Below are 18327 nucleotides of genomic sequence, written 5' to 3'. Positions count from 1 at the left end.
GGCTTCTACGTCGCGATGTGCCTCGGCCACCGACTCCATTACCGGGGTGCTCGCGCAGCCGGCGAGCGAAGCGATTACTGCGATGGAAATGAGGGTACGGTTCATGGCTTATTGGGTAGCGACAGTGTTCTGACCCATTGGCAGGATCACGATTTGTTTGAATTCGGTCGGCAGGACCTGGAAGGCGCCATCGCTCTTGCGGTAGGTCTCACCGATCACGCGCAGGGCTTCCCAGAAGTCGGCGTTGCGTGCAATGGTGATGTCACGCCTCAAGTTCAGCGAAAATTCGCGAGCCTCGTACACCAGCTCGAAGTCGACGCGAGCTGCGAATTCTTCGAGCGCTTCTTCGAGAGTGTTGTGCGCGTCGGCGCGCAGAACCCAGTCGCGCTTGAGCTTGTCTGCCGAGACCACTGGTGCTGCCGGCGCCGCCGCCTTCTGCGCGCTACCTGCGACTGGCACCGCCGAGGAGCCGGTGCGCACGCGGTCTGCGATGTGGATACGCTGCCCCGGCAGATCGACGGTGACGATAACGTCGGTCGATGCCGTTGCCTGGTTCAGCAGCTGCTGCCAAGTGCCCTGCCCGCTGACCCTCAGTGCCTTCTTGCGCAGCTCGGCGCGCGAGTAGTTCGCCTGGAAGCCTGGCGGCACGATCTCGGCCACCAGGTCTTCAACGGCGATCGACTTGAAATTCACTTCAATGACGGCATCCGTCTGACGGTTGTCGACGAAGCTGGCGTGCGAGGCGCTTGCGGCGAACCAGAGAGCTACTGCAACGGCGATCTTATTCATCTTCATGTGGTTTACTTTTCAATATTTCCCGGTTCGTACGTAGCGCCAGTACCGCGGAGTGCGCGCTAGGATCACTCCACCTCGCACCCAGTAGCGCGCGCGGTGCCAGAGCCATTGCATGGACCGGCCGCGGTAGGACATGTAAAGGCTCATGCCGGCGTACAGCACGAGGCAGCCGATCGTCACGTAGTGAAAGACGATGGCCGAGAGCAAAAGTGGGAAGATGACGGAGCCGTCGATGCTCCCGATCTTGGTTCGGTAACCTGCGTTGCGCCAATCCATTACGCTCCTGCCTTTTCAAAGTACGCCTGCGCCTCTGCGCGGCCCATTTGGGTGATCTCGCGGAACTGCTTCAGGCTCATCTCGCCGCCACGGATGTAGGGAACACACTGGGTCGCAAAGTCCTGACCGTGTTCGATCAGGTAGTTGCGCACGAAGCGTGCCCATTTCGGATACGGCCACTCTTCGCTCTGCAAGGCGTCCTTGATCTCCGAATCGAACGTGATCCAGGAGGTGAGCGGGACGACACGGCCGCTGGCAAGCTTCACGATCTGGCGGGAGCAGATCATCCGGAGGGCGCCGAGAATCTTCGACGCCGCTGCCGAGCGGACCTCGACAGGGAACATCTCGACCAGGCGGAACATCGTCTCGTTGGGCGTGTCGGCGTGGATCGTGGCCAGCACCGAGTGGCCGGTGATCGCCATTTCGACCGTCTTGTCAGCCGTCTCCTGGTCGCGGACCTCGCCCATCAAGAGGATGTCAGGCTTGGATCGCATCGCCGACGGAGCCGCGCGGCCCCAGCTCAGCAGGTGCTTCCCGATCGCCGCCTGCGCCACGAGCGGCCCACGGCCGAGCCCGGCCTTGCCGTAGCTGATCTCGATCGGCTCTTCGAATGTCTGGATGCTTGGTGCCGGCACTTCCTTCGTGCGTTCGTGCAGCACGGCCGCGATGAGCGTCGTCTTACCAGAGCCGGTAGGGCCGTTGATCAGGATGAGGCCTTTGTCGACCTGGAGGTCGTCAGCCACGCCATCTGGCAGGCTCATTTTCGACAACTCAGGAAGGTTCTCGGGAATCGTTCGGATCGTAATCGAGACGCCGTTTTTCTCGCCACCGACGCGAGCTGCAATGGCATGCAGACGCAGACGGATCAGGACACGGTCGGCACCTGGTCGGAAGAAGTCAGGATCTTCGTCCACTTCTTCGCCTTTACCGAGCTTTGGAATCGCTGCCGGACCGCACAGGATCTGCAGGATCTTCTTCGCCTCGGTGTCTTCGAGCACGCGGGTCGTCAGCGGGTACCAGCTGCGGCGCCAGTACACGGTGACGTAATCGTTACTTTGGATCTTCACGTCCGAGCAGCCCTGGTCGAGTGCGGACGTGATCAGCACGTGCGCCTCGCGTTCACCGAACCCGGCCGGCAGGACGAAGGGCGTCAGGCCCTCAACGGTATTGGCGATCACTTCGTGGTCTTCCAGTCGGCGGAATTGCCGTTGAACGTCGGCTGCGACGAGATGCGGAAGACCGAGTCGCCGATGACGATGGTGTTCGGATCAGGGCGGCTAACGGTGTCGGTTGCAGCTGCAAACTTCGGCGCGCTGACCAGGCCGCGGCCGTACAGTGCGTAGAACAGGCGCATGCCGTTGAAGTCACGCTCCAAGCGTGCCAGGTTCAGTTCGAAAATCTTGCGCGATTGCTTGCGGCCTTCCGCGTATGCTGAACGCACGACCGATTCCCAGTACTTCTTCTCGGCGTCGTCTTTGGGCAGGATGCTGCGCTGCGCGTCGCCGACAATCTGGTCGTCGCTGTCAGTCAGGCCCAGGTAGAGGTAGTTGCGCCAGTTGTTCTGGCCAAAGGTGGCCGGAGAGACGATTCGGTACACGCGACCCTGGACGCGCATGGAATACTCGGTAATCGCGATGACATCCTTGGCTTCCTCGATCACCGGCGGCAATGCGCCCGTCGGGAACGTCAGCGAGCCGAAGTTGAACTTGGTGTCGAGAACAGTCTTCTCCTTCTCGATCTCAGCGATGATCACGCGGCTTTCATCGGCCAGGCCAGCGCGCATGCCCAGGCCGATGCCGAGCTGCTTGAGTGCAGCGGCGCGAACCTCGGAAATCCCGGAAGGGATGGAGGACAGCTGCGACGTGGCGGACAGCACCTTGTCGAGCGTGGACTGCGGGGTCGCGGCATCTGCGTATGCGAGCGGCATGAACGCCGCGACAATTACACCTGCGCCGATGACGCTGCGGGTAAATACTCCGGCCATATCAATACAGCTTCGAGCGCAGCTCGATGAAGGTGTCGTTCAGCACCACGTCGGCGCGGCCGCCGCACTGCTCGGCAATTGCGGTGAGTGCTTGCGTCAGCGTCGCGCCGCGCAGCTTGATGAACACTGGCAGGGCCAGCCGAGGCTGCGGACCAGTGTGCTTGAAAGCGAGGCCTTGGGCGGCAGCGATGCGCTTCAGGATCTCCGAAGCGTCACCTTCCCAGATGACAGTCATCGTGTTGCCGGCAAGGCTTGCTGGCGTTGTCGCCTCTGCCATTTCGGCCTTCTTCGCGTCAGCGCGCACGGCAGCTTCCAGGATCGACATGCGCACACCAGGGGTGTCATCTGGGGCTTCAACTGGCTTCGACGACGCACAAGCCGTGAGCAGAGCAGCGACCACAGTAGCGATCATTGAACGGCCCATCAGAGGAGTGGTGCGCATCATTTGTTCTGTCCTGTAACCATAAAACGAATCAAGCCGATAGATTACAGCCTCGCGTTCTCCAGTGCAAGAAAAAGGATGCACCGAGGCAATGGTGATGACATGTTGGAAACGCTCAGTGTCGACGTCTTCAGGCGTGGGACCCATCACAACCAGGGGCCAGGGGCCAGGGGAGCGTGCATACCGGGGTGTTGGGTTTTCGGGGTTGAAGTTCTTCTTCAAAAAACAACAACGACGACAAGCGGCCGAAGGCTGCTTGTTGTTGTTTACTTTAAAACCAACAACCTTTAGTAAACCTTTAAGGGCTGAAAGCCACTATCCATGCGGGTTTCAGAAGGGTATTGCCATATTATTCGGGGTGAAGTGCCCTAGATTTCGGGGTGATACGTCATAGAGTTCGGGGTATCGCCATAGTTTCCGGGGCGATATGTCATAGTTTTCGGGGCGTTTTCGACCCCTTTTTTTTCTAATGCCATAGTTTTCGGGGTGCTCAAAAGCCGAAGGCGGCGATGTCTTAGTTGCTGGATCACAACAGTTTCTTGCCGTCAAGAAAAAGGCTGCTCAATTGCTATCTTTAATTGAATGACAACGCAAGTGTTTGCGAAATCTCACAAAATGTAACAATCAATGTGTTCTATAGCCTTGACAAGTCAGCGTTGAGTTGTGCGTATCGGTGCGCATGGTGATCGAAGACGGCGCTTGGCCGAGCTGGAGATTGGTCTAGTGCGTCCGCGTAAAGGGAGGAGATTTCTAGAATTGCAATAAAAGAGCCGCTATTGCCATAGTTTTCGGGGCGTGGTTGCAAATTGGGCGCTTAAAGCCATAGTTTTCGGGGTGAAAATGCACTGAAGGCCTTTGGCACTTGGTAAATGCCATAGTTTTCGGGGTGATCTGCCCTATTTTTGCAGGCGTGGTTGCAACTACAGCATCTGGGAGGTGGCGGTACGATGCTGGCTGCGGTGGTAACGGTCTCTTGACTCGGTCGGAAGCGCTGCGACTTGCCTTCGATTGTTGGTGAAATGCCATAGAGCCAATTGCGAGAGTATGACGTTGCCTGCTAGTATTTCTGCATGTTGTCGAATTTGGAGTAGCAATGCCTGGCAAGACGAAACAAAGCAATGAAGCCCGTGAAGCAAAAGTAGACGCACAAGAAACGAATGTAGTTCCCGACGATACTGTCTCCCTTGCTCTCGCCACTCCCCACCTAGCAACCCGCCGTGGTGAAGTCATCGGCGGCAAGCAGGAGGTGAAAAAGCATGTTGCAGCAATCCACACGTCGGGCGAACTCGGCCTGGTGGAACGCAAGCTCGTGAACATCCTGCTGCTGAATGCCTACGATAACTTGGCTACGGTGCGGCAACATCGCCTGCCAACGAAATGGCTCATGGCGATGCTCGGGTGGGCTGAAGGTGACGACACGGTGCATCTCAAGAAAGCCCTGCTTCGGATCGTGACGACCCCTGTCGAGTTCAACCTGATGGAGGATGCCGCTGCTCAGCCTGGCAAGAAGACCCAGCGCTGGACGGCAACAGCCCTTCTGGCATCTGCGGATCTGGTGAACGGCTACTGTGAATACGAATACGCGACGCGTCTGGCCGAGGAGCTGGGCGATCCGGATGTGTACGCGATCATCAACGTCGGCATTCAGCGCCAGTTCAGGTCCGGATATGCCCTCACCCTCTACGAGAACTGCGTGCGTTATCGCCGTATCGGCTCCACCGGCTGGATGTCCCTCGCGATTTTCCGGAAGCTGATGGGGGCCAGTACGCCGACGTACGACGATTTCCGCCGGCTCTCTGACCTGGTCATCAAAAAGGCTGTGAAAGAGGTGAACGAGGTGTCCGACATCAAACTCACGGCCGAATACGAGCGCGTGGGCCGCAAGGTTGCCCGCATCCGATTCGTCGTCGAAGAAAAAGAGCAGGCGACGATCTTCAACCAGAACGAGAACGTCATCGAAGAGGTGAAGCAGGGCGACACGTTCAAACGTCTTCGCAGCCATGGTATCGGCGAGAAGCTGGCGATTGCCTGGATCCTCACCGACGAGCAGCGTGCTGTAGCAGCGCTGGACATCACCGAGCAGAAAGCGCGTGGAGGCCAGATCAAGAAAACTGGCGGCTATGTTCGCAAACTGATCGAAGACACCACGATCGACCTCTCGACGAGCACCTTCGATAAGCAGCTGGAAGAAGAGGCAAATGCTAAGCGTGCAGCGGAAGCTGCCCAGGCAGCTGCTCGAGAAAAAGCCGAAGCCGAGAAACTGGCCCGTGGGGATAAGTTGCGTGACCTGGTCAAGAGCCTGTCCGATGCGGAGATGAAGGAATTCGCGGCCACGTATGTCGCCGGCGAGGGCGCCGGTCGAGCGACCAGCTATGATCCTGTCACCGGCACGTTCAAGATCGCAACGGAGCGTGTACCCTTCATGACCTGGGTCCGCAAGCAGCTCACGGTGAAGCATGGAATGCCGACCGAATGTAACCTCCCCTTCGCTGCATGACGCATCAAGAAAAAAACTACCGTTTTGTTGAGTTTTACTAAAATCGGTAGTATGCTCCGAGGAATGTTGTTTACTTGCCACTAGGGCGACCTGGTCAAGACAAAATTCTTTGGAGCTCGAATGGAACTTGGCATCTCTCCAGTACCACAGCGCGTCACCCCAGACGACCTGATCAATGTGGCCGACCGCTCGGCCAAAATGCTCCATCGGATCAGAGATTCGATGCTGCAACCCCACCCTCGCAAAGAGGCTCCCGTCTTTCCCAGCAACAAGGTTCAGGCACTTTGTGGTATCGATAAGACAAAGATGAACACCTTGCTCAAGGCTGGGAAGCTGCCTCAGGGGACGCAAGAGTCGAAGGGTAAGATGCGCAGGTTCACCCTAGCCGAGACAATGCAATGGGTCGAAGCGACGGTGAAGCCGAAGAAGCGCGGAAAAGGCAAGAAAGGCAGGATCATCACGGTCGGCAACTTCAAAGGCGGCGTAACGAAAACGTCGACTGCCATGAATTTGGCCCAGGGCCTCACCCTTCGCAGGGGCCGGCGAGTGCTGATCATCGACCTGGATCCACAAGGCTCCACCACCACCCTCTTCGGCATCAATCCTAACGCCGAGATCGACGTGGACCAGACGGTTCTGCCGGTAATCGATCAATCCCAGGCAGATCTGCGCTATGCCCCGATGAAAACCTATTGGGACAACCTGGATTTGATCCCTGCTTCATCGGACCTGTTCAACGCAGAGTTCCTGCTGCCGGCCCAGGTGCACCAGGGTGACGCTTCCTTCCAATTCTGGCAGGTTCTGCGCAATGCCCTTGAGCCTCTGCGCGACGACTACGACTACATCATCCTTGACACGGCGCCAACGCTGTCGTACCTCACCATCAACTCTATTTTTGCTGCCGACTCCATGTTGGTGCCGATCGTGCCGGACGTCTTGTCTTACTCGTCGATGGTGCAGTTCTGGTCGCTGTTCTCCGACCTGGTCAATGGCATGAGGAGCTTCGGCCGAGACGGAGAGATGAAGTCGTTCGACTCGATCGAGATCCTCATCTCGCGCATGCCGAACAAGACCTCGGCCCAGCTCGTGAACGAGTGGATCAGGAAGACCTACGGTTCCTACGTGTCGCCGATCGAGATCCCGGAAACTGAGCTCGCGCGTACCACCAGCACCGAGTTCAAAACCATCTACGACATGCCGAATTACGACGGCAGTGCAGAGGCATATCGTCGAATTCGCGACCCCTACGACAAGCTGGTCGACATGACTGATGACCGCACTTGCCGGTTGTGGGATACCGAAGAAGTTGAAGCGTAGTAGAGAGAGAGAGAAAACGATGTCGACTAGCAAAGATCAGGTCGCTAAGGCTGCCTTGATTGACCTCGGCGATGACCTGCCGATGGGAGTGGGGACGCCAGCAGTAGAGCGCCCGGCGCGCACTGCTCCAGGCCAGTTAATGGCGCTGCAGGGCAAGTACCTGGATGCGTTGGCCAAGATTGCTGAGCTTGAAAAAGGCGGCAATGCGATGGAGCTGGATATCTCCCGCATCATTCGCGTGGCAGGCCGCCAACGGCCGTTATCGCCAACGGAACGCGCCGAGCTGAAAGCAAACCTTGATGCGAATCCGTTGATCCATCCGGTCGTGGTTCTGCCGGAGACGCCAGAAGGGTTCGAACTCTTCTCTGGCTATAACCGCGTGGACCTATACGAGGAGCTTGGCCGCACGAAGATCCTCGCCGTGGTGCGAGATGTCCCCCGCGATAGCGTCGAAGTGCTTGCCTTCTATGCCAACCTGCTGGCGCCAAGTCTCCCGGACTTCAAGAAGTACCAGGGCCTGAAGGCGCGCTTGGCGGAAGCTGGCCTCGAGCAGAAAGATCTGGCAGCAGAATCAGGCCTGAGCACGTCGACGATTTCGCGCCTGATGCAGTTCGACGGCCTGCCTGCGGAAGCGCTCACAGTGCTTGAGCAAAATCCATTCGTTCTTGGCTCGTCGGCAGCGGAGAAACTTGCGAGGGCTGCGAAAGCGGGCCGCAGCGAACTGGTGGTCGAAGCGGTGAAAAAGTTGGCTGAATCCAGTTCGAATAGCAGCTCGTCGGAACAGTCAAAAGCCGAGCGCTTCACCGAAGAGAAAGCGGTAGCTTTCGCTTCCGGTCGTACGTCTCCCACGGCGCGGCCGGCGGCGAGAGAGCCAGTGATCGTCAAGAATGGGAAAAAACGTTTCGCGCAGCTTACGGTGCGTGGTGACCAGGTGACCGTGAAGTTCAGTGACCCCTCTGCATCGCCCGCCGAGTGGGCGGCCAAGTTCGAAGAGTTTTTGAAGGCTGAAATCGTTAAGCAGTCGGCCTGAAGGCCCCTGCCCTACTTACCAGGATAACGCCATGAGATAAGCACTAAACGGACACACGAGTCCCGAAAAGACAAAAGCCCAGGTCGCCAAACCTGGGCCTTGCTTTGAGAAAGACTAACGACTGTCTCCCACAGATTCGCTACACACCGACGCCAATCGGTATCAGCTAAGTTCAAGCCATCAGTGTAGCGCGGAGAACGCCGTTGTCAAGTCTCGGGGACTCTTTTTCTCTAAGAAAAGGAGTTTTTTATGTCGCTATACCAGCTGATGGCTGGGCGCGCGGTTGCGCTCGCCCGCCCTCTTCCACTTCCTTTGATCAATGCGCGAGCTGAGGTCTTCAATCCCCTTACCTGCCTGGATCTGAACCAGACCGCGCGCCGTGTGCTTTTCGGCGTGCTCACGTTCGTGCGCGCACGTTCTCTCAAGAGCGAAATCTTCCCCAGGCGCGACACCCTCCGGGCCGAGGCGCTCATGAATTCCATGTCGCCGGTGTACCGCGGCCTCAAGCTGCTTGAAGATAAGGGCTACATTACGCGCGGCCAGCTGCGCAAGCACCTCGACGGCAAGTTCTACCTGTCTCCAATCTACCTGACCGATAAAGCGCTGGTTCTGCTCGGCCTCAAGAGCGTTATCCACAACGGGCCGTCTGCCAAAACGACACACGGCCATATAAAGAAGGAACTTACCAACAAAAAGCAGTCTATTCAGAAAACAACCGGGGACCAGAGTTCCGAGAAAAAGCACGACATCGACCGCGAAACCAGGCTGCCAGTGGAGTTGCTGCCCCTGCTCGACCAGGGAGTGAAGCGCACGGCCGTGTGCTGGCTGATGGCCATGGCCAAGAAGGCTGGAAAGCGGTTGGGTGATGTCGTCCAGGTGGTGAAGGGCAACATCGCCGCCCTACGGGGCCGTGAGGTAGTGGCCTACCTAGCTTGTCTCCTCCGGAAGAATGTGGACTTCGCATGGGTCGCGCGCCAGTCGCGAGAGCAGCAGCAGTCTGCGGCGATGGATGACCTGGCGAAGCGCAAGCTGGAGGCCCTTGACCATCGGTACGACGGGCACCAGGTTATCGCCGACGATGGAACTCTCCTGGGCGTCTTCCGGGCGGCAGATGGGCCAGGCCAGCTCGCGGTGGTCGAGTCGGCGACGGGTTCCATGCCGGTCAACCTGCGGTTCGCACGCGCTTTCCTCGACGAGAAGGTGCTACTGGTGGCGCCGCGGGAAGTGGATTGGGAGGACGACGGCGAGGAGTGGTGATACGGGGCGCTAGCCAGGATAGTTGCGAGCCCTGCGAGCAGACGGCTGCCGCAGCAACCGCTGACCATATTTCGGACGACCTTATGACCGTACCAGGCCTCAATATTAACGACTTCCATCACGTCGAAATGGACTTCGCCGACGCTTCGTGGCGCCGCCAGATTCCAGCTGTGCCAGGCTGGTACGCCATTGAGACTGATGCGCCATTGGACGCCCTGTTGCGCTTTCCGCTGCCTCTGGAAGAAGGCCTGCACTACCAGATCGCGAATCGAGCGGCTGATGCCCAGTATCTCATCGCACAGGGCGCTGCGATCGTTCCGCTAGAGCTAGGCGATTCATACATCGTCTACATGGGCGAGCATGGGGATCTAAAAGCTCGCGCCCGCGAGCATACCCAAGGAAACAAGGGAACTGGGTGCCTGTCGTTGGCACAGTACCAGCTCGCTGCTGAGTATTTCTGGATCTTTCATTACCGGCCTTGTGAGGAGCACCTGCCGGGTAGTGCGGGCAATAAGCTGCTGCGTAACTACCTCGAACAAAAATAGCGGAGTGAAAACGGCTGGCCAATCCTGTGCTCGCGTTGATTGGGCATAGTGCTGGCCGATCCCAACTTGGGATTACTTTAGAATCAAGCACTTAGAAAAAAGCGTAGGGAAGTGCGCGTCGCTAAGTATAAAAAAGGTGCGCCGCTCGGTCTACTAGCGAGCGTCGCTGTACAGGTTCGTCTTCGCGAGCCCTCGCCTCCCCGTCTATTGGCCCGACCCCTCCCCGCGCCAGTTTGCGCGCGTCTCGTCGCGCATAGCGCATTTGAGCTCGAGGCCGGCTTGCTGTAGGGCGCTTAGTCATGCCGTGCCGAGGGCGTTAGAGAACCGCGGGCAGCTTAGACTCGTGTGCCAAGATAGTGCCTTGGGCTTTGCAGACGGCCCACACGCATGTGAGTGTGGCGCTGAACGATCGCGAGTTGACGCCACACTCCGGTGCCGCGGTGGGGCGCATGGGGACAGGAGTGCGTCCCAAGCAGGGAGTGGTCAGAAGAGGGGCTGCGGCCCTGTCTTGCGGATGCGAGACAGGAGAGCGCCCATCTGTAATGCCAAGCATACCGGGCCATGGCCAGCCGACTCGGCAGCATGGCGTCCGTGAGCTCGCGACGAACTTAGCAATCGGCGGGGCAGGGCTGATGACCTATACCCGGAATTTAAGCGGGCTATGGGGCAAGATGGTTCAATCCCAAGTTGGGATTCTTTTGAAATCAATCACTTAGAAAAAAGCTGCCGGCGCAGGCAGGATAGAAGCTCAGCCGGTTGCAACTGGTGAGTGCTCTACGAGGGAGAAAGTGTGTTCCCATCAGGACCGGAGCTTCGTAGTGGCCTGATGGGATAGACCTTTAGAAGGAAAGGTCGCGAAGGTTCGACGTCAGCTCGTCGTCGGGACGCTGAGAGCTGGTGGTGGGCGGTGGTGCCGGTGGCACGCTCGGCTGCGGCGCTGGGACCTTGCCAAGTTGAGCAGCAGCATGCTCAGCGACTTGACTGGTAGGCGCCGCCGTATGACGCGGCCGGTCACTCGACGGGGCTGGTTCTGCAGGCGCGGACGCCGCCAGAGAGCTATCCGAAGCAACAGGAGCGGCTGGCGCCGCACCGGCTTGCACTTGGTCAGCTGCGAACACGCGGCCGGCATGATAGACCGTCGTCCCGTCCAAGCGGAAACCAGCCTGCTCCAGCGCGTAACCTAACTCGACCCAACGTCGAGCGTCGGCCTGACGATCCGTGCCCTCGGCAGTGAGCCGCTCGATAATGGCCTTGCCGATCGGGGTAGGGCGCAAGAACAGGCGGAAGTTGAACAGAGCCATTGGTTCACTCCAGCGTTACGCTGCCACCTTCTTGGGTTTCACGGACTCTTCGGTTGCATCTGCGATGTCGACGACGCGATCTTCTGGCTTCACAATGAAGTTGGCGAACTTCCACATGCCCCTGGAATTTGCGAACTCAGGATCGTCTGAGATCATGCGCTTGCCCTTATAGACCTCGCTGAAGACCTCATCACCCAGGGCCGAGCGGATGAGTGCGGCGCCGCCGCCAACGAAGATGACTGCGCCCAGGTCGGAACCATCGCCGACTTTCGCAACGAAAAAATTCTTCACCTCAGCCAGATACTCACGGCACGAATTCTCGATGATCTCGGACACGTCATGGTCTTCGCCGAAGAGCTCATACTTTTTGGTGCGCAGGGCTTCTTCAACGTAGCTCGGCGGCGGGTCATTGCTCAGATTGAACTGCGACTTGATGCGAGCCGTGATTTTGGTCAGCAGGGTGAGAACACCTACGTTCTCGGTGCCACTGCGCTCGCCATAAACACCGCGGACATTCTCGATGACGACAGCGATGTCCAGGGTCTTGCCACCGAGGTCCACGACCGCCACGGGACGGCGCGTAATGATCTGGCTCACGCTTTCGTTGTAGGTACCGTCGGGGTTGAGGAGGGCGTCGTAGAAAGCGGCGATCCCTTCGCTGACGACTTTCTGGCGGGCGATGGTGGCCAGCGGCGCGCCGGCGCCAATGCGTTCCACAGGCTTAGCCAAGCTGTCCATCTTCTTCTCAATCAGCGCCACATTTGGCGCGCTGTCCTTGTAGTACTGGTCCACTGGTAAGCCAGTCACCAGGAAGAGCTGCTGGCCACCAAGGCCAACGTCAGCCAACGCGTGATTGACCAGCACTCGATTCAGGCTCGAGAGTGGATAGTCGACCATCCGCGTGTCCATGGTCTTGATCAGCGCCTGGCCATTAGCAACGGTCCAGCTCTCGCCATCGGTCTTATAAGCCGAGCTATGCTGGTTGCCGACCGACATGACCTGATTGACGCCGGGGGTGGCCTTGGACTTGTGATAGCCGTACTGGAATTTCTTCTCAGTGGCGTCGTAGCCGAAGCAGGTTTTGATGGTGTCGTGGCCGTCGTCTTGGCCGATAGCGATGAGTGAATGCTTCATTTGATCTCCGTCGTTGCACTATGGCGAAATCGCCGCTTGTTACGTTTCATTACTACGTGACGACACTCTACACGAACTGGTGTAGTTGTCAAGATGAAACCCCTTGCAACCATGCCTTTTTTGGCCCTTGAGTGCATTTTTAGTGCATTGCAGTGCAGCGGAAGGCCGCTAAGGCACTTAAAGTGCGTGCGGAAAGATGCCTCGGATGCCTTTAAAGTGCATGCGTTGCACTTGGGAGGCTAAAAAATGCACTCCCGGCATGTCGGTTTCCATATCGAGCAAGCGGTGGAGGGCGATCCTCGCGATTGGGTATATCTCAGGCGATTTATACTCGCGGTTATATCCTCAGCGCCAATATATTTTTGGGCTACATGCCGCTGTGATAGAAGCGGGGCAGGGTGCCCGTATGTTACCCTCAACATCTGCAAAAAGCGCGGACGACAGCTGTCTATGGCAAAGGCGCTGCGAGCGCTTGTGCTGGCTGCGGGAGATCTCAGCCGGCACGCGGCCATCGCGGTCTGCGGCCGTGAGTTCGGGTGTTAGATGGGCGAAAAAATGATGCGAAAGCGCGGTTAGGTCTCCGATGCTACCTAACCGCGGCCCGCCAACCATCAAGAAACCCAACCTAACAAATAGAATCAACGACTTAGGTACCTACGGTGTCAGGTATCGCCGGCCTATCATTCTGGCGTGATTGTCAGTTAGGTAGACGTGGTTGCAAACATGAAGATTCGCACCTGTGCAACACTGCTCATTCACGGACGAACCGAACGCTTTTGAAGCGCTCCGCCCCGAGTTCGCCAGGTGCAAAGTTCAGCTTCCAGTTCGTGGGGCGAAGCGTGCCCTGAGGCCGGGTTTCCAGTGCCAGGTACGGCCGACTGATTGTGCTGACTGCTGGCTCTCGGCAGGCTCGAGCGGCCTATTGGTTATAACGCCGTGATATTCAGTATCCAGCGCGTTCCTGCGTGGTTAGGTGACGGGTCAAAGGGGGGTCTCGACCCGGCACCTAATGGCAGGACAGAGGCGCTGGAGTATAAAAAAACCATTATACTGTTGACGCACGGCAATTCGACGCTCCGCGGCCCTTGTCCGACCCTGTTTTCCCCACGTCTACGGTCCCCGACCGAACAAAAATATGCCGCCAATGCAGCAAGCAACCGCACCACAATCCTCGGGATTCTCACAGCCACGGCCGACCGCGCAAGGTGGCACCCCAACCGCCCTGGCTCTTAAAAACATTGATGCCGAGACGCTCCTGGAGAATATGCCGCAGGACGCGGCCGAGCAGATCGTCGCCGAGTGGCGCCAGGCGCGCGCCGCCGCCTCGATGGGGGCGCCCAACGTCCGCTCCGTCGCCACGTATGAGACGAACTCACGAATTCTTGAGATCAAGTATTCGAACGAGATGCAGGCCGACGATATACTCAACCCAGTGGATATAATCCGCCGATTATTCCTCCACTCCGCGAGTATAAGTGCGGCCACGTGGCGTCTTTATCGAGCGGGCTTCCTTCACACAATGAATCAGCGCGCACTGCAGTGCGAGAGCTTGGGCCAGCCGCAGCCCACACTGATCCGCGCGCTGGCCGCGCTCGTCGTTGTGTCATCCAAGCCGTATGGCGCGGGCCGCCCGCGCGCCAAGAGGCCGGCGCGCGACAAGTCCATCCCGGCTAAGCAGTTCGATAAGGTCATCACGCACCTGGCAACGGCATACTCCGAGCGCAACCAGTGGGCGCGCCGCGCCCAGTCCTTCGCCATGGCCACGATCTCCACCGGGCTGCGCCCGACTGAATGGGTCAATGCAGTGATTCGGCCGGCGACGTCGTCCGAGGTTCCTCGCGGCGAGTCCGAGGCCGGCTGGCTGGCAGTGGTCGTCGACACCGCCAAGCGCAAGGCCGGCGAGCCGGACTGGGAGCGGACCATCGTGGTGGAACCGGGCGTCTACCAGATCCATGTCCGTCAGCACTTCGAGGAGATCCAGTCGGTGATCACCACGAAATCCGACGCGCACGAGGCCGTCCGTAATTACTCGCGCCGGTGCTCACGCGCCATGGGCCGCGCATGCCGCGAGCTGTGGCCGGCGCCGGTTCAGGGAAAGGACCCGATCCGGATCACGCTGTACTCGCTCCGGCACCAGGCGCGTGCGAACGTCGCGGCCGCCTATGGCACCTTCGTTGCCGCGGCCATGATGGGGCACTCGCCATATGTGAGCCAGAACTGGTACACCGGGAAACATCGGGCGAACTCTTACGCCGGCCCACGGAAGGTGCGCAGCGCCGGCATCCCAGTAGCAGTCCCAGGCCACGATGTATTGGCCAAGGCCGCTGTGTTTGAGCAGAACCCGGCATTGCTCGGGGCCTTGGCTTCGGACGACAACCAGGTCGAGGCAGAGGACTATTGAGCGTGAAACAATGGGAATCCGATCGCCGAGCGAACGAATCCCTTAGTTTTCAATAACATAGATCTGTTTTTGGACGGAAAAAGGCCGTGAAAAAGCGATTGTTTCACGGCCCCGAGAGCTGTTCCACGCAATCTGCCATTCTTCTGTACCATACGGTATCGTTTGGCGACCATATGGTTTATTGATGTCCACGTACATACCCGCTCTCCTCACATCATTCCCGTGGCTGACCGAGCCCGAAGCCGCAGGGGTCGCCGCACAGCTCGACCAGGTCGAGCATCTCCAGTCTGCTGCCGACCAGATCCAGGCGCTCGCCCTGGCTCTCGATCAGGCCGGATTGCCACCGACATCGACCCTCCTCCTCAGCTTGGCCGGGCGCGGCTCCAAGCAGACTGCGGTCGCAGTGGCCCGAGCTACCGCGCGCGCGCGTTTCGAGCGGGCCGCCAGCGAGAAGGCGGCTCATGCAGAACGGTACGGCGCCTCTCCAGCACCGACAGCGTTGAGCGAGACAGCCGTTCGCCAGATTGTCGAGGCTACTGTCGAGTCCACGATGGCCATGCTGCCTGGTTCTTTCTCCAGTGGTGAGATCGATGAGCGTGTCGTCAAGATGCTGGGCACGTTGGCCGGCGATGTTACGTGGCTGAGATCTACGATCGACACCGAGCGCCAGCTGCGCAGGTACCGAGAAGCGCATGGGCCGCTGCCCGAGCACCAGGCGCCCCAAGGGCCGCCCACCACCGCGCAGCGCCGGGACGTCGTGCAGCAGCTCGCGGGCTCGCTGGAGCGCGAGCGCTTCAAGGCACACGTTGGACCTATGGACAGCGCCGACGGCCGCGACGAATAGACCGCTTGCAACCACGCATGTGAAAGCCTTCCAGAATTGCGGATGAAGCCATCCTGGAAAGGCAGTTATGAAACAGACCCACTCGATTAGCAAGATCCCCCAGTTCTCCACCCTGACGCGCGAGCAGGGCGGGGTAGTTCTCTCTCAAGCGAAGAACATCAAGGTCGTCGCCCGCGCCGGCTCTGGCAAGACGAAGCTGGCCATGGCATACGCAGCTGCCCGCCCGAAAGCCCGCGGCCTGTACCTGGCATTCGGTAAGCCGACCCAGCTGGAGGCCAGTGCCCGGCTGCGCACCCTCAGCGTGAATACCGAAGCCCGTACCGGGCACAGCCTTGCATGGGCAGGGTTCGGCTCCAAGCTCGACGCGGCGTGCAAACTCACTTCCAACGGTTCCCTGCGCACCGGGATCACGGCGAACCTGCTGGGCGTGAACTGGCCGGTCGCGAAGGCTGTGAACGAGACGATCCGGAAGTACATGTGCAGTGCCGACAAGCAGATCTCGGACAAGCACCTGCCGGACGAGCGCGACTTCCCGATCGTGCGGGCGGCCGCCGGCACCATCATGGACAACGCCGGCACGTTCTGGAGACGCCTGACGGATCTCGACGACCAGGAGGCGAAGGCGGTACCAGACGTCTATATTAAGCAGTGGATCAATTCCGACCCGGTGCTGAACTATGACTTCATCCTGTTCGACGAGTGCCAGGATGCGAATCCGCTGATGTCGTACCTGGTCGAGCAGCAGAACCATTGCTCGCGCCTTTATATTGGCGATCCTCACCAGTCGATCTATGGCTTCCGCGGCGCGGTCGATGCGATGTCGACACTGAACGTCGACGAAACGCATATCTTGTCCGCCTCGTTCCGCTTCCCTAAAAACATCGGGCTGCTGGCGTCCACATTCCTGCAGCACTGGAAGGGCGAGAAGGTTCCGCTGCGCGGCCTGGGCGCCGGCGGCCGCATTGTGCCGGGTGACCAGCAGGCTTACTTGGCGCGCACCGTGGCCGGGCTGATCGGCAAGGGGTTCGAGCTCCATTCGAAGGGGCACAAGATGCACTGGGTGAAAGGCTTCGAGGATTATCGCGTTGCGCCGATCATGGAGGCATATCGCCTTTATAAGGGCGAGAGCAGCTCGAACTTCCAAGACCCTGTGCTCAAGCTGATGAGGAGCTGGGGCGAGCTCGAGGATTACGTCGAGGTTACCGGCGACGCAGATGCCGGCTCCGTCTTCCGCCTGGTGCAGCAGTACCGCGACGAGATCCCCAACATCATCGAAACGCTCAAGCGCGAGCAGCTGCGCAGCAGCGAGGGCGCGCCCTTCGTCTTGACCACCGCGCACAAGGCCAAGGGCCTCGAGTGGCCCGTCGTCCGGATGATCAACGACTTCTTCTCGTTCAAGGACCGTTCCGACGGTACGAAGTGGCTAACGCCCGAGCGTATCGATCCCCAGGAGGCCAACCTCGCCTACGTCACGTTGACCAGGGCAATGAAGGCTGTGGGGCCGACTCCCGAACTGATCGAATGGTTCCAGCAGCAGCCTGGTACCCAACACCTTTTTCCGAAAGCCGCCGAGAAGGCGGCGCCAGCACCGGCGCCAGCACCGGCCGAGCCTGAGCATGAGACCGAGGCCGCGCCACGCGCAGCATAAATGAGGACTTCACAATGAGCAGTACTCCATCACCAGTATCAACCCGCCCAGCTGATCTTGCTGTCGCATGCGCCACCAGCCTGATCAGCCACCAGGCGCTGCTGCGCACGGCTTTGCGCGAGGCGGCCGCAGCCCCCGCTTCCGCAGGTGAGGGCGCAGCGCCCTATCGTTGGGAGGCAGTACGCCTCCAGCTCGACATGGTGATCGGCGACACCATGCGCAGCATCAGCGCTTTGTACAATGCCGCGGCCGAATCGCGCCCGGCCATCGAGCCGGATAGTGCGCGCCGCACCGCCCAGCGAGCGCTGGCCTTCCTGAATGGCGTCGTGCAGCTGCACCAGCCACTGAGCGAAGCAGTGCAGATCTGCGGCGTCAAGGGAAGTTCGGCGTCTGGTACCTGGCCGATTGAATGGGCGAGCATGTTCTTCAATCTTGACGAAATGCACTCGCAGGCCCTGGCGGCACTTGAATCGGTGTCCATCTCTGCACGCCACGAGCAGGCAATCGTGGCGGCTAAGGGGCACGTGTATAGCGAGGGCGATCAGGAGTTCGAAGTCCTGGTAACGCTGGAGGCCACTGCACATCGCTTTATGCATGTGCGAGCTGACGACTTGACTGCGGCGCAGGAGTTGGCGCTGACCGTCGCACGTAGCGAGAACGGCGCCCACTTCACGCTCAATGAAGGCAATTTCGTCACTGCGAGCGACGTCCACGTCACCTCCGTCTACGATGCGGTCGGTAATGAGGTCTGGAATGACAGCGAGGGTGAGCTCGCGATGCCGGCCGACGCCCCGAGCTAGTCCTTCCCGGCGTGCGTGGACCGCCACGCCCCTTGCAACCACGGCATCGGTCTCTC

Annotated in this window: 16 protein-coding genes; 9 read left to right on the top strand and 7 right to left on the bottom strand. The window is 59.4% G+C overall.

What is annotated here, in order from left to right; all coding sequences use genetic code 11:
* Positions 1-108: 108 nt before the first annotated feature.
* Genes AB3347_RS17940 through AB3347_RS17920 form a run of 5 tightly spaced genes read right to left on the bottom strand, consistent with a single transcriptional unit; the run spans position 109 to position 3500 of the window.
* Positions 109-795, bottom strand: a complete 687-nt coding sequence (locus AB3347_RS17940) for a hypothetical protein (protein WP_369093130.1) — start codon at positions 793-795, stop codon at positions 109-111.
* Positions 796-807: 12 nt separating this feature from the next.
* Positions 808-1071 (bottom strand): hypothetical protein, encoded by a 264-nt coding sequence (locus AB3347_RS17935; RefSeq protein WP_369093129.1) that lies wholly within the window; start codon positions 1069-1071, stop codon positions 808-810.
* Positions 1071-2249, bottom strand: coding sequence for an ATPase, T2SS/T4P/T4SS family (locus AB3347_RS17930; protein WP_369093128.1), 1179 nt, complete (start codon positions 2247-2249; stop codon positions 1071-1073). Before AB3347_RS17930 ends, AB3347_RS17935 begins: the two co-directional genes overlap by 1 nt.
* Positions 2246-3055, bottom strand: a complete 810-nt coding sequence (locus tag AB3347_RS17925; RefSeq protein ID WP_369093127.1) for a type IV secretory system conjugative DNA transfer family protein — start codon at positions 3053-3055, stop codon at positions 2246-2248. Before AB3347_RS17925 ends, AB3347_RS17930 begins: the two co-directional genes overlap by 4 nt.
* Position 3056: 1 nt before the next feature.
* Complete coding sequence (locus AB3347_RS17920) at positions 3057-3500, bottom strand: DotD/TraH family lipoprotein (RefSeq protein WP_369093126.1); 444 nt, start codon at positions 3498-3500, stop codon at positions 3057-3059.
* 1090 nt (positions 3501-4590) lie between these two features.
* Between AB3347_RS17920 and AB3347_RS17915 the strand changes: the two genes are divergently transcribed.
* The 5 genes from AB3347_RS17915 to AB3347_RS17895 all read left to right on the top strand — a co-directional run bounded on the left by AB3347_RS17915 (position 4591) and on the right by AB3347_RS17895 (position 10143).
* Positions 4591-5994: a replication initiation protein gene (locus AB3347_RS17915; RefSeq protein ID WP_369093125.1), complete on the top strand. Its 1404-nt coding sequence runs from the start codon at positions 4591-4593 to the stop codon at positions 5992-5994.
* A gap of 120 nt (positions 5995-6114) precedes the next feature.
* Complete coding sequence (locus tag AB3347_RS17910; protein ID WP_369093124.1) at positions 6115-7311, top strand: ParA family protein; 1197 nt, start codon at positions 6115-6117, stop codon at positions 7309-7311.
* 19 nt (positions 7312-7330) lie between these two features.
* Positions 7331-8341, top strand: a complete 1011-nt coding sequence (locus tag AB3347_RS17905; protein ID WP_369093123.1) for a ParB/RepB/Spo0J family partition protein — start codon at positions 7331-7333, stop codon at positions 8339-8341.
* A gap of 249 nt (positions 8342-8590) precedes the next feature.
* Positions 8591-9598: a hypothetical protein gene (locus AB3347_RS17900; protein ID WP_369093122.1), complete on the top strand. Its 1008-nt coding sequence runs from the start codon at positions 8591-8593 to the stop codon at positions 9596-9598.
* Positions 9599-9681: 83 nt separating this feature from the next.
* Positions 9682-10143 (top strand): hypothetical protein, encoded by a 462-nt coding sequence (locus AB3347_RS17895; protein WP_369093121.1) that lies wholly within the window; start codon positions 9682-9684, stop codon positions 10141-10143.
* 839 nt (positions 10144-10982) lie between these two features.
* On the opposite strand, the gene AB3347_RS17890 is transcribed toward AB3347_RS17895, so the two are convergent.
* Positions 10983-11444, bottom strand: coding sequence for a hypothetical protein (locus AB3347_RS17890; RefSeq protein ID WP_369093120.1), 462 nt, complete (start codon positions 11442-11444; stop codon positions 10983-10985).
* Positions 11445-11459: 15 nt separating this feature from the next.
* On the bottom strand, positions 11460-12578 hold the full coding sequence (gene parM, locus AB3347_RS17885; RefSeq protein ID WP_369093119.1) for a plasmid segregation protein ParM domain-containing protein: 1119 nt from the start codon (positions 12576-12578) through the stop codon (positions 11460-11462).
* Between the two features lie 1144 nt (positions 12579-13722).
* Here parM and AB3347_RS17880 point away from each other — a divergent pair.
* From AB3347_RS17880 to AB3347_RS17865, 4 genes are all read left to right on the top strand, one after another.
* A complete protein-coding gene (locus AB3347_RS17880) occupies positions 13723-14979 on the top strand; it encodes a hypothetical protein (RefSeq protein ID WP_369093118.1) in 1257 nt (418 codons plus the stop codon).
* Between the two features lie 184 nt (positions 14980-15163).
* Positions 15164-15823 carry a hypothetical protein gene (locus AB3347_RS17875; RefSeq protein ID WP_369093117.1) on the top strand — a complete coding sequence of 220 codons (660 nt, stop codon included), beginning with the start codon at positions 15164-15166 and terminating at the stop codon, positions 15821-15823.
* Positions 15824-15890: 67 nt separating this feature from the next.
* Complete coding sequence (locus tag AB3347_RS17870) at positions 15891-17471, top strand: UvrD-helicase domain-containing protein (protein ID WP_369093116.1); 1581 nt, start codon at positions 15891-15893, stop codon at positions 17469-17471.
* Positions 17472-17485: 14 nt separating this feature from the next.
* Positions 17486-18271, top strand: coding sequence for a hypothetical protein (locus AB3347_RS17865; protein ID WP_369093115.1), 786 nt, complete (start codon positions 17486-17488; stop codon positions 18269-18271).
* The last annotated feature ends 56 nt before the right edge of the window (positions 18272-18327 follow it).

The organism is Massilia sp. X63, from assembly GCF_041023745.1.
In the GTDB taxonomy this organism is placed as follows: domain Bacteria; phylum Pseudomonadota; class Gammaproteobacteria; order Burkholderiales; family Burkholderiaceae_D; genus Telluria.
This window is presented reverse-complemented; position numbering and strand designations above follow the sequence as displayed.

Excerpts from the sequence above, each read along its gene's own strand:
- AB3347_RS17925 (WP_369093127.1), bottom strand. The coding sequence starts at position 3,055 with ATGGCCGGAGTATTTACCCGCAGCGTCATCGGCGCAGGTGTAATTGTC.
- AB3347_RS17890 (WP_369093120.1), bottom strand. The coding sequence starts at position 11,444 with ATGGCTCTGTTCAACTTCCGCCTGTTCTTGCGCCCTACCCCGATCGGC.
- AB3347_RS17935 (WP_369093129.1), bottom strand. The coding sequence starts at position 1,071 with ATGGATTGGCGCAACGCAGGTTACCGAACCAAGATCGGGAGCATCGAC.
- AB3347_RS17920 (WP_369093126.1), bottom strand. The coding sequence starts at position 3,500 with ATGATGCGCACCACTCCTCTGATGGGCCGTTCAATGATCGCTACTGTG.
- AB3347_RS17905 (WP_369093123.1), top strand. The coding sequence starts at position 7,331 with ATGTCGACTAGCAAAGATCAGGTCGCTAAGGCTGCCTTGATTGACCTC.
- AB3347_RS17875 (WP_369093117.1), top strand. The coding sequence starts at position 15,164 with ATGTCCACGTACATACCCGCTCTCCTCACATCATTCCCGTGGCTGACC.
- AB3347_RS17865 (WP_369093115.1), top strand. The coding sequence starts at position 17,486 with ATGAGCAGTACTCCATCACCAGTATCAACCCGCCCAGCTGATCTTGCT.
- AB3347_RS17880 (WP_369093118.1), top strand. The coding sequence starts at position 13,723 with ATGCAGCAAGCAACCGCACCACAATCCTCGGGATTCTCACAGCCACGG.
- AB3347_RS17870 (WP_369093116.1), top strand. The coding sequence starts at position 15,891 with ATGAAACAGACCCACTCGATTAGCAAGATCCCCCAGTTCTCCACCCTG.
- AB3347_RS17895 (WP_369093121.1), top strand. The coding sequence starts at position 9,682 with ATGACCGTACCAGGCCTCAATATTAACGACTTCCATCACGTCGAAATG.
- parM (WP_369093119.1), bottom strand. The coding sequence starts at position 12,578 with ATGAAGCATTCACTCATCGCTATCGGCCAAGACGACGGCCACGACACC.
- AB3347_RS17910 (WP_369093124.1), top strand. The coding sequence starts at position 6,115 with ATGGAACTTGGCATCTCTCCAGTACCACAGCGCGTCACCCCAGACGAC.
- AB3347_RS17915 (WP_369093125.1), top strand. The coding sequence starts at position 4,591 with ATGCCTGGCAAGACGAAACAAAGCAATGAAGCCCGTGAAGCAAAAGTA.
- AB3347_RS17900 (WP_369093122.1), top strand. The coding sequence starts at position 8,591 with ATGTCGCTATACCAGCTGATGGCTGGGCGCGCGGTTGCGCTCGCCCGC.
- AB3347_RS17940 (WP_369093130.1), bottom strand. The coding sequence starts at position 795 with ATGAAGATGAATAAGATCGCCGTTGCAGTAGCTCTCTGGTTCGCCGCA.